The organism is Herbaspirillum lusitanum P6-12 (assembly GCF_000256565.1).
GTDB classification, from domain to species: domain Bacteria; phylum Pseudomonadota; class Gammaproteobacteria; order Burkholderiales; family Burkholderiaceae_D; genus Herbaspirillum; species Herbaspirillum lusitanum.
Map to the genome: position 1 here is coordinate 1 of NZ_AJHH01000558.1, position 10,335 is coordinate 10,335.

The 10,335-nt window shown below is 61.3% G+C and carries 8 protein-coding genes; 4 read left to right on the forward strand and 4 right to left on the reverse strand.

The annotated features are described in order from the left end of the window. Together HLUSI_RS29525 and HLUSI_RS0118570 are read right to left on the reverse strand one after the other, a co-directional pair. Positions 1–685, reverse strand: a 685-nt coding sequence (locus HLUSI_RS29525; RefSeq protein ID WP_202946941.1) for a hypothetical protein, incomplete at its 3' end; no start/stop codon positions are given. A 480-nt stretch (positions 686–1,165) separates the two neighbouring features. Further along, entirely contained in the window at positions 1,166–2,716 is a 1,551-nt protein-coding gene (locus HLUSI_RS0118570) for a methyl-accepting chemotaxis protein (RefSeq protein ID WP_016835379.1), read from the reverse strand. Here HLUSI_RS0118570 and HLUSI_RS32870 point away from each other — a divergent pair, their 5' ends adjacent. Next, positions 2,717–2,983 carry a hypothetical protein gene (locus HLUSI_RS32870; RefSeq protein WP_157137915.1) on the forward strand — a complete coding sequence of 89 codons (267 nt, stop codon included), beginning with the start codon at positions 2,717–2,719 and terminating at the stop codon, positions 2,981–2,983. A 329-nt stretch (positions 2,984–3,312) separates the two neighbouring features. Here HLUSI_RS32870 and HLUSI_RS0118575 read toward each other — a convergent pair whose 3' ends face one another. Then, entirely contained in the window at positions 3,313–4,863 is a 1,551-nt protein-coding gene (locus HLUSI_RS0118575; RefSeq protein ID WP_016835379.1) for a methyl-accepting chemotaxis protein, read from the reverse strand. 281 nt (positions 4,864–5,144) lie between these two features. Then, positions 5,145–5,753, reverse strand: a complete 609-nt coding sequence (locus tag HLUSI_RS0118580; protein WP_016835380.1) for a TetR/AcrR family transcriptional regulator — start codon at positions 5,751–5,753, stop codon at positions 5,145–5,147. A 196-nt stretch (positions 5,754–5,949) separates the two neighbouring features. Here HLUSI_RS0118580 and HLUSI_RS0118585 point away from each other — a divergent pair, with 196 nt between their 5' ends. The 3 genes from HLUSI_RS0118585 to HLUSI_RS0118595 are packed head-to-tail and all read left to right on the forward strand — an operon-like array spanning position 5,950 to position 10,271. Next, a complete protein-coding gene (locus HLUSI_RS0118585; RefSeq protein ID WP_016835381.1) occupies positions 5,950–7,446 on the forward strand; it encodes an efflux transporter outer membrane subunit in 1,497 nt (498 codons plus the stop codon). A 58-nt stretch (positions 7,447–7,504) separates the two neighbouring features. Then, positions 7,505–8,719 (forward strand): HlyD family efflux transporter periplasmic adaptor subunit, encoded by a 1,215-nt coding sequence (locus HLUSI_RS0118590; protein WP_016835382.1) that lies wholly within the window; start codon positions 7,505–7,507, stop codon positions 8,717–8,719. Between the two features lie 13 nt (positions 8,720–8,732). Further along, a complete protein-coding gene (locus HLUSI_RS0118595) occupies positions 8,733–10,271 on the forward strand; it encodes a DHA2 family efflux MFS transporter permease subunit (RefSeq protein ID WP_016835383.1) in 1,539 nt (512 codons plus the stop codon). Positions 10,272–10,335: the final 64 nt, after the last annotated feature.

A 10,335-nucleotide genomic window follows, 5' to 3' on the forward strand; every position in this document is an offset into this window, starting at 1 on the left:
TCAGATTGTCGGCCAGCGTGTTGGCCTTGAGTATGCGTCCCTGCGCATCGCACAGCACGATCGCGCCGCCGGCGTTTTCGAAAATCTCCTGGTATTGCGCATGACTGCTCTCGAGCTCGCTGCTGGCTGCACGATGACGGCGGATCGAGGCGTCCAGCGCGTGCAGCAGGCGAAACACGCCGAGCGGCACGCAGATGTTGAAGAACAAGAACAGTAGCGACTGGATATAGGCATGCGCATTGGCCAGCGGCGCATCAAGGCCCGGGTAGACCGGCAGCGGCTGGTTGCGCAGCAGCAGCATGAACGGGAATACATTGATCGTCATCAGCACCAGCGCCAGGCGCGAACCGAAGAAGATGCGGCCGATCAGCGGCGCCGTGTAGACGAACATGATGCCGTACTTGGCGACGTCGGCGTCTTTGATGAAGTACACCATGCAGAACGACGCCGCATAAATCGTCGTGATCAGGATCGCACTGCCGATCGCCGGACGCCGCACCGACGCCAGCACGCCCAGCACCAGTGCGATGAAGAATCCAGTCACGACGGCGATGATGTAATACGCGCCGACCTTGAATGCGTCGATGGCGCTGAGCAGGCCGATACCGCATTCCAGCAGCAGACCGGACACGAGGATGATGCGCAGCGCGCTCTCTTTCCAGACCGTATTTTCCGCCGCGCTCAAGGCATTTTCTTTAAGCAGTAGCCACTGGAACATTGTATTTTTTCTTTGTGCAGATGTGGTCATGTGGAGCCGGCGTCATCGGTTTGCCCGGTCGGAACCCGGTTTGAAATTCGCTCTAGTTGAAACCCCGTTAGTTACTAACAATATCTAGCCTAATTTCGCATAGTCTCACAAATAATTTCCGTTAGGCAATGATATTCACATGAGACGATACGCTTGTCTCATTATCGACTCGCATAGATGACTCGGAAATCAAGGGGAAATCCTGAGGGAAATTACTCGTCCAACGCCGTCGGTAACGCTGCACGGCCTGAATACGAGGCGCCCGGGGAAATGCCAGCTCGCATTCCTGACGGCGAGATTACGCGGGGTTGGCGCCACACACGTAAAAAAAGCCCGCGACGGAGCGTCGCGGGCTTTTCAGTTTTTTGGCAGGGAAGGCGCCGCCCTTCCCGCGCGTGATGCCTGCATTTCTGCAGGTCAACGCCGCAGCTTGAATACGCTGACCACCTGCGCCAGCTTGCCGGCTTGTTCCTGCAGCGACTGTGCGGCAGCAGCGGCTTGCTCCACCAATGCAGCGTTCTGCTGCGTCACTTCGTCCATCTGCGTAATGGCGCGATTGACTTCCTCGATACCGGTGCTCTGTTCGGTGCTGGCCGCGCTGATCTCGCCGACGATGTCGGTGACGCGACGCACGCTGGCGACCACTTCGCTCATGGTGACGCCGGCCTGCTCGACCAGCTTGCTGCCCGAGCCGACCTTTTCCACCGAGTCGTCGATCAGCACCTTGATCTCCTTGGCCGCTGCGGCGGAACGTTGCGCCAGGCTGCGCACTTCGCTCGCCACCACCGCGAAACCGCGCCCCTGTTCACCGGCGCGTGCGGCTTCCACCGCGGCGTTCAATGCCAGGATATTGGTCTGGAAGGCAATGCCGTCGATGACGCTGATGATGTCGACGATCTTGCGCGACGATTCGTTGATCGAGCCCATGGTGTCGACCACTTGCCCGACCACCGCGCCGCCCTGCTGTGCGACTTCGGAGGCGGAGACGGCCAGTTGATTCGCCTGGCGCGCGTTGTCGGCGTTCGCCTTCACGGTCGAGGTCAGCTCTTCCATGGCCGAAGCGGTTTCTTCCAGCGAGCCGGCCTGTTGCTCGGTGCGGCTGGACAAATCGAGGTTGCCGCTGGCGATTTCGGTCGACGCGGTGGCGATGGTGTCGGTGCCGGTGCGCACTTCGCCGACGATACGCAGCAGGCTGTCGTTCATCGCCTTGAGCGAATCCATGAGCTGGCCGGTTTCATCGCGGCTGTCGGAGCGGATGTCGGCGCCGAGGTCGCCTTCGGCCACGCGCTGGGCGACGTCGACAGCCTTGTTGAGCGGCACCGACACGATGCGTGCGACCCACACCGCGAGCGTCATCGCGATCACCACGATGGCGATGAGCAGGCCGAGGATCCAGTTGCGCGCTTCGTTGAAGGTGTGGTCGGCCTCGGCGTTGGAACGCACGGTGCCATCATCATTGATCTTGACCAGGCCGCCCAGCTGCTCGACCGCCTGACGGAACAGCTTGTTCGACTCGCCCTTGAATTGCAGACGCGCTTCATCCTTCTGGTTGGCGCGCGACAGCTCCATGATCTTCTTGTTCTCGGCGAGATACTTTTGCATGGTTTGCTGGAATTGCGGATAGAGCACTTTCTCTTCCGGTTCCGAGATCATCTGCTCGTATGACGCCAGGTCCTTGCGAATGATCTCCATGCGCGTCTTCATCGCCTTTTCGGCGTCGTCGTAATCTTTTTCCTCCGTCGCCAGTATGTGCTGCAGCTCGGAAATGCGGAAGCGCGACATGGATGCCTGCAGTTGCAGGCCGACCTTGACGCTCGGCATCCAGTTGGTGGCGATGTCGCTCGAGGCTCGGTTGACCTTGATCAGTTCGACGATCGAGAAAGCGCCCAGTCCCGCAGTCAGGATGATGACGGCCAGGAACGACAGGACCAGTTTTTTTGCGATTTTAAGGTTATAGAACCAGCGCATGTGATTGCCTCGGACGGAGATGGTGAAAATGGTGCGCAGCGGAAAGGGCGCGCAAAAACGACGAGGATGATGCGCAGCGCGCTCTCTTTCCAGACCGTATTTTCCGCCGCGCTCAAGGCATTTTCTTTAAGCAGTAGCCACTGGAACATTGTATTTTTTCTTTGTGCAGATGTGGTCATGTGGAGCCGGCGTCATCGGTTTGCCCGGTCGGAACCCGGTTTGAAATTCGCTCTAGTTGAAACCCCGTTAGTTACTAACAATATCTAGCCTAATTTCGCATAGTCTCACAAATAATTTCCGTTAGGCAATGATATTCACATGAGACGATACGCTTGTCTCATTATCGACTCGCATAGATGACTCGGAAATCAAGGGGAAATCCTGAGGGAAATTACTCGTCCAACGCCGTCGGTAACGCTGCACGGCCTGAATACGAGGCGCCCGGGGAAATGCCAGCTCGCATTCCTGACGGCGAGATTACGCGGGGTTGGCGCCACACACGTAAAAAAAGCCCGCGACGGAGCGTCGCGGGCTTTTCAGTTTTTTGGCAGGGAAGGCGCCGCCCTTCCCGCGCGTGATGCCTGCATTTCTGCAGGTCAACGCCGCAGCTTGAATACGCTGACCACCTGCGCCAGCTTGCCGGCTTGTTCCTGCAGCGACTGTGCGGCAGCAGCGGCTTGCTCCACCAATGCAGCGTTCTGCTGCGTCACTTCGTCCATCTGCGTAATGGCGCGATTGACTTCCTCGATACCGGTGCTCTGTTCGGTGCTGGCCGCGCTGATCTCGCCGACGATGTCGGTGACGCGACGCACGCTGGCGACCACTTCGCTCATGGTGACGCCGGCCTGCTCGACCAGCTTGCTGCCCGAGCCGACCTTTTCCACCGAGTCGTCGATCAGCACCTTGATCTCCTTGGCCGCTGCGGCGGAACGTTGCGCCAGGCTGCGCACTTCGCTCGCCACCACCGCGAAACCGCGCCCCTGTTCACCGGCGCGTGCGGCTTCCACCGCGGCGTTCAATGCCAGGATATTGGTCTGGAAGGCAATGCCGTCGATGACGCTGATGATGTCGACGATCTTGCGCGACGATTCGTTGATCGAGCCCATGGTGTCGACCACTTGCCCGACCACCGCGCCGCCCTGCTGTGCGACTTCGGAGGCGGAGACGGCCAGTTGATTCGCCTGGCGCGCGTTGTCGGCGTTCGCCTTCACGGTCGAGGTCAGCTCTTCCATGGCCGAAGCGGTTTCTTCCAGCGAGCCGGCCTGTTGCTCGGTGCGGCTGGACAAATCGAGGTTGCCGCTGGCGATTTCGGTCGACGCGGTGGCGATGGTGTCGGTGCCGGTGCGCACTTCGCCGACGATACGCAGCAGGCTGTCGTTCATCGCCTTGAGCGAATCCATGAGCTGGCCGGTTTCATCGCGGCTGTCGGAGCGGATGTCGGCGCCGAGGTCGCCTTCGGCCACGCGCTGGGCGACGTCGACAGCCTTGTTGAGCGGCACCGACACGATGCGTGCGACCCACACCGCGAGCGTCATCGCGATCACCACGATGGCGATGAGCAGGCCGAGGATCCAGTTGCGCGCTTCGTTGAAGGTGTGGTCGGCCTCGGCGTTGGAACGCACGGTGCCATCATCATTGATCTTGACCAGGCCGCCCAGCTGCTCGACCGCCTGACGGAACAGCTTGTTCGACTCGCCCTTGAATTGCAGACGCGCTTCATCCTTCTGGTTGGCGCGCGACAGCTCCATGATCTTCTTGTTCTCGGCGAGATACTTTTGCATGGTTTGCTGGAATTGCGGATAGAGCACTTTCTCTTCCGGTTCCGAGATCATCTGCTCGTATGACGCCAGGTCCTTGCGAATGATCTCCATGCGCGTCTTCATCGCCTTTTCGGCGTCGTCGTAATCTTTTTCCTCCGTCGCCAGTATGTGCTGCAGCTCGGAAATGCGGAAGCGCGACATGGATGCCTGCAGTTGCAGGCCGACCTTGACGCTCGGCATCCAGTTGGTGGCGATGTCGCTCGAGGCTCGGTTGACCTTGATCAGTTCGACGATCGAGAAAGCGCCCAGTCCCGCAGTCAGGATGATGACGGCCAGGAACGACAGGACCAGTTTTTTTGCGATTTTAAGGTTATAGAACCAGCGCATGTGATTGCCTCGGACGGAGATGGTGAAAATGGTGCGCAGCGGAAAGGGCGCGCAAAGACGACGTCGTCAACAACGGCATCGTCCCATCAATGGTACGCAGGCGCGCGCTTTTTTCATCGTGGAAGGAAGCGGTTGTTTACCGTTCATTTTTGCGGGAAGGCCACGCGCAAGCGCCGTGGTTGCTGGCCTGCAAGGCGACCCTGAACTACCGGCGCGGCATTTTCACACGGCAATGTGATCGGATGATGACGTCGTGGCAAGATGCCGGCGAAGCTGCTTCGTCAGACGCCGTAGATGCGGAAGAAGGCCTCCAGAGAGCGTTCCACGGACGCCTTGATCTTGGCCGGCGGCATTGAAGTGATCACGCCGAGGATGCGGCCTTCGGCCCACTCGGCTTCGACCAGGACGCGAAACTGGATCGCTGTCAGCCACGGGTCAGCTTCGCGCAGGTCGCCGCGATCCATCGCTCGTTTCATGAACTCGGAAATCACCAGCCAGCCGCGCTTGGGTCCGTTCTCGTAATACATGCAGCCGAGATCGGAACGCTCGGCGTTGTAGTACAGCAGGCGGCGCACCGCGATCACTTCCGGCGACAAGATCAGGTGCAGGTATTTGTTGGCGAACAGACGCAGCGTATCGCGCATGTCGCTGCTGCCGTCGTCCTCGATCAGGATCGCGAACAGCGACTCGAACTGCATGCCGGCCTGCTGCTTCATGACCTGCAAGAATATCTCTTCCTTGGAAGAAAAATAGTTGTACAGGGTCGCCTTCGAGCCGCCCAGGCGCGCCGAGATTTCCGCCATGGAGGCGCGATCGAATCCGATCTCGTTAAATATTTCCGCAGCAACATCGATGATCGCCTGCCGCCGTTCTTCACTCTTCTTGCGCATGTAATTTCTTTGCCATTGCGGCGAAACCATTCAATTACCTGGCTCCGCCTGGTTTTCCCCGGGGCTGTTGCTTTTTTGTGCGCTTGCAGCATTTGCGCCGTTTGCCGAGCCCCATTTTCCCCTAGTTTTGCTTGACGGTCGTTAAAAGTCAATACTATACTGAACTGTACAGTTTACTTATGAGTGGATTTCGATCATGCAAGTTCCATCTGTTTCAGGGGATCAAGACGCATCCCGATACCCCCAGCCTCGCCTGCCCGGCCTGCCTCGCCTTGCAACGCTGTCGGCGCTGGCCGTCGCGGCGCTGACGCTGGCCGGCTGCGCGCAGTTTTCCGACCTCGGTCCGCGCGCCGAACCCAAAGACATCAATGCCTACCAGTCTTCGCAATCGCTGAATGCCACCAATGCGCAAGCAGTGGCCTGGCCCGACGACAACTGGTGGACCGCCTACGGCGACAAGCAGCTCAACACGCTGATGGCCGAAGCGCTGCGCGGCGCACCATCAATGGCGGTGGCGAGCGCCCGTTTGCTGAAAGCCGAAGGCGCGGCGCAGCAGCAGGGCGCGGCCCTGTTGCCGCAAGTCACCGGCAACGCCTCGCTCGATCGCATGAAGCAGAGCTACAACAACGGCGTGCCGGCCGACTTCGTGCCGCGCGGCTATAACAACGAAGCGCGCGTCACGCTCGACTTCAGCTACGAAATCGACTTCTGGGGCAAGAACCGCGCTGCGCTGGCCGCCGCCACTTCCGAACTGGAAGCGGCGCGCGCCGACGCCGCCCAGGCGCGCATCACGCTGGCAACCTCGATCGCCGCCGGCTACGCCGAACTGGAGCGTCTGTTCAGCCAGCGCGACACCTCGCAGGCAGCATTGCAAGTGCGTCAGGAAACTGAAAACCTGTTCGCTCAGCGCCGCCTCAATGGCCTCGAAACCGAAGGCAGCGTCAAGCAAGTGGTGGCGCGCCGCGCGATGGCCGAAGCCGATCTGATGGCGGTGGACGAATCGATCGCCCTGCAACGCAACAAGCTGGCGGCACTGGCCGGCGCCGGACCTGATCGCGGCCTGCAACTGGCGCGGCCGGTCATCGACATGTCGAAGCCGTTCAACCTGCCGCAGGAGTTGCCGGCCAACCTGCTCGGCCGCCGTCCCGACATCGTCGCCGCACGCCTGCGCGCCGAAGCCGCCGCCAAGCAGATCAAGGTGGCGCGCGCGCAGTTCTATCCGAACGTCAACCTGAGCGCCTACTTCGGTTTCCAATCGCTGGGCACCAATCTGCTGACGCAGTCGGGCTCCAGCATCGGCAGTTTCGGTCCGGCGATTTCGCTGCCGATCTTCGAAGGCGGACGCCTGCGCGGCCAGTTCCGTTCGGCCAGCGCCAGCTACGACGAAGCCGTCGCCAACTACGACAGCGCCGTCACGCAAGCCTTGCAGGACGTGGCCGACGTCGCCGTCAGCGAGCGCGCCCTGAGCGGCCGCCTCAACCGCACCGAAGCAGCCGCGGACGCCGCCCGGGATGCCTACCGCATCGTACGCAATCGCTACGAAGGCGGCCTCACCAACTACCTCGACGTGCTCAATGCGCAAGACACGCTGCTGACCAATCTGCGCGAGTTGTCGACCTTGCGCTCACGCCTGTTTGCCCTCGACGTGTCGATGGTGCGCGCGCTCGGCGGCGGCTATCAACACGCCAGCTGACCGCGCGCCGCACAGCATCGACTCCATACAAACAAATATATCCACGAAGGAAAACGCCATGTCGCACAGTGATTCCCAAGCCATTCAAACCATTTCCACGGCTGATAATGCTCCAGGCAACGCGCCCGGCAAGCGCAAGAAGCTGTTCACCATTTTCGCCGGCGTGGTCGCCGTGGTCGCCATCGGTTACGGTACTTACTGGTACTTCATCGGTTCGCGTTACGTGACCACTGACAACGCCTACACCGCCGTGGAAATCTCGCAGGTCACGCCGGCCGTCAACGGCATCGTGTCCGAAGTCAACGTGGTCGATACGCAGTACGTCCATCAGGGCGACGTGCTGGTCGTGATCGACAGCCGCGACGCGACGCTGGCGCTGGCGCAGGCCGAAGCCGACCTGGGCCGCGCCGAACGCCGCGTGCAAAGCTACTTCGCCAACGACACCGGTTTCGTTGCACAGGTGCAGGCGCGCGAAGCCGAACAGAAGCGCTCCGCTGCGCAATTGCTGTCGGCCCAGGCCGACCTGCAACGCGCCGAACTCGATCTGCGTCGCCGCGAAGCACTGGAAAAATCCGGCTCCGTCTCGGGTGAAGAGTTGACCAATGCGCGCACCACCGTGCTGACCATGCAGGCCAACCTGAAGGCTGCCGAAGCCGGCAAGATCCAGGCCGACGCCAATCGCAACGCCACCGTCGGCGCGCAAAAAGCCAGCACCGTGCTGACCGCCAACACCACCGTCGACACCAACCCGGAAGTGGTGCTGGCGCGCGCCAAGCTGGAACAGGCCAAGCTGGACCTGGAGCGCACCGTGCTGCGCGCACCGGTGGAAGGCGTAATCGCCCGTCGCCAGGTGCAGGTCGGCCAACGCGTCCAGGCAGGCACCGCCTTGCTGTCGGTGGTGCCGACCCGCTCCATGCACGTCGACGCCAATTTCAAGGAAGGTCAGTTGTCGCAAGTGCACCTGGGACAGCCGGTGACGATGAAGGCCGACATCTACGGCAGCGCAATTGAATATCACGGCACCGTGGTCGGCGTAGCCGGCGGCACCGGCTCCGCATTCGCTGTGATTCCGGCGCAGAACGCCACCGGCAACTGGATCAAGGTGGTGCAACGCCTGCCGGTGCGCATCTCGATCGACCGCAAGGAACTGGCCGAGAAACCGCTGAGCGTGGGCTTGTCGATGGACGTCTCGATCGACACGCGCGGCAAGAGCGGCAGCGGCTCGGAGAACACGGCGATGAATTCCTCCGCTGCAAAGTCCCCGACTCTGTAATCAGGCGGCAACCATGTCATCCCATTTTTCCGATGCATCATTAAAGCCGCTGGAGGGTGCGCAGCTGATCGGCGCAGGCCTGTTGCTGGCCGCAGCCAACTTCATCGCGGTGCTCGACACCACCATCGCCAACGTTTCCGTGTCGACCATCTCGGGCGCGCTCGGCGCCTCGTCGAGCCAGGGCACCTACGTCATCACCTCGTATGCAGTGGCCGAGGCGATCACGGTGCCGCTGACCGGCTGGCTGGCCAACCGTTTCGGCACGGTGCGCGTGTTCATCACATCGATGATCCTGTTCGGCGTGTTCTCGGCGCTGTGCGGCATGGCCAATTCGCTGGGCATGCTGATCGCTTTCCGCGTGTTGCAAGGCCTGGCCGGCGGTCCGTTGATGCCGCTGTCGCAAACCCTGCTGCTGCGCATCTTCCCCAAGGAGAAAGCGGCTGCCGCGGTCGGCCTGTGGGCCATGACCACGCTGATTGCACCGATCGCCGGCCCGATCCTGGGCGGCGTGCTGTGCGACCAGTACAGCTGGCCCTACATCTTCTTCATCAACGTGCCGGTGGCGCTGATCTGCGGCTACATGGGATGGAAGATGCTCAAGCGCTACGAGTCGCCGCTGCTGAAACTGCCGATCGACAAGGTCGGGCTGATCCTCATGGTGATCTGGGTCGCGGCGCTGCAGCTCATGCTCGACGAAGGCAAGGAAAAAGACTGGTTCGCCTCCACCGAAATCGTGGTGCTGGCGCTGATCGCCGCGGCCGGCTTCATCGCCTTCCTGATCTGGGAGCTGACCGAGCGCAATCCTATCGTCGACCTTCGCGTGTTCCGCCATCGCGGCTACACCGCCAGCGTCACCACGATCTGCCTGGCGTTCGGCGCGTTCTTCGGCGCCACCGTGCTGACGCCATTATGGCTGCAGGGCTACATGGGCTATACCGCGACACACTCGGGCGAAACCACCGCGCTGACCGGCATCCTCGCGGTGCTGACGGCGCCGTTCGTGGCCAAGCTGTCGACCAGGGTCGATCCGCGCAAGCTGGTGTTCATCGGCGTGATGTGGCTGGGTGCGGTGACGCTGTTCCGCAGCTTCAACACCACCGACATGAGCAACTTCCAGATCGGCTGGCCGCTGCTGATGCTGGGCATCGGTCTGCCGCTGTTCTTCGTTCCGCTGACCGGCCTGGCGCTGAGCAGCGTGGAAGAATCGGAGACCGCCTCGGCGGCCGGCCTGATGAGTTTCTGCCGCACCATGTCGGGCGCGATCGCCACCTCGCTGGTCAATACAAGCTGGGAAAACAAGTCGATCTACTACCATGCGGAACTGGCCGGCATGGTCGATCAGTTCGGCGACGTCAGCAACACCCTGGCGCAGGCCGGCATGTCGCTCGACCAGGCGCGCGCCAACATGGAACAGATGCTGCAGTCGCAGAGCATCATGCTGTCGACCAATCACATCTTCATGATGGCGGCGATCTCGTTCGGCCTCGCGGCCGCGGCGGTGTGGTTTGCGCCGAAGCCGAAGCGGGTAGCGGATACGTCGGCGGCGCATTGATTGCGATGTAGTTTCAGCATGAAAAAATGGGGGGGCCGATGAGGGGAGATGGACTAGCGGGAAT

What these genes read in the sequence shown, in the direction of transcription:
- HLUSI_RS0118570 (WP_016835379.1), bottom strand. Translation starts at nt 2,716, where the DNA reads ATGCGCTGGTTCTATAACCTTAAAATCGCAAAAAAACTGGTCCTGTCG.
- HLUSI_RS0118585 (WP_016835381.1), top strand. Translation starts at nt 5,950, where the DNA reads ATGCAAGTTCCATCTGTTTCAGGGGATCAAGACGCATCCCGATACCCC.
- HLUSI_RS0118595 (WP_016835383.1), top strand. Translation starts at nt 8,733, where the DNA reads ATGTCATCCCATTTTTCCGATGCATCATTAAAGCCGCTGGAGGGTGCG.
- HLUSI_RS0118575 (WP_016835379.1), bottom strand. Translation starts at nt 4,863, where the DNA reads ATGCGCTGGTTCTATAACCTTAAAATCGCAAAAAAACTGGTCCTGTCG.
- HLUSI_RS0118580 (WP_016835380.1), bottom strand. Translation starts at nt 5,753, where the DNA reads ATGCGCAAGAAGAGTGAAGAACGGCGGCAGGCGATCATCGATGTTGCT.
- HLUSI_RS0118590 (WP_016835382.1), top strand. Translation starts at nt 7,505, where the DNA reads ATGTCGCACAGTGATTCCCAAGCCATTCAAACCATTTCCACGGCTGAT.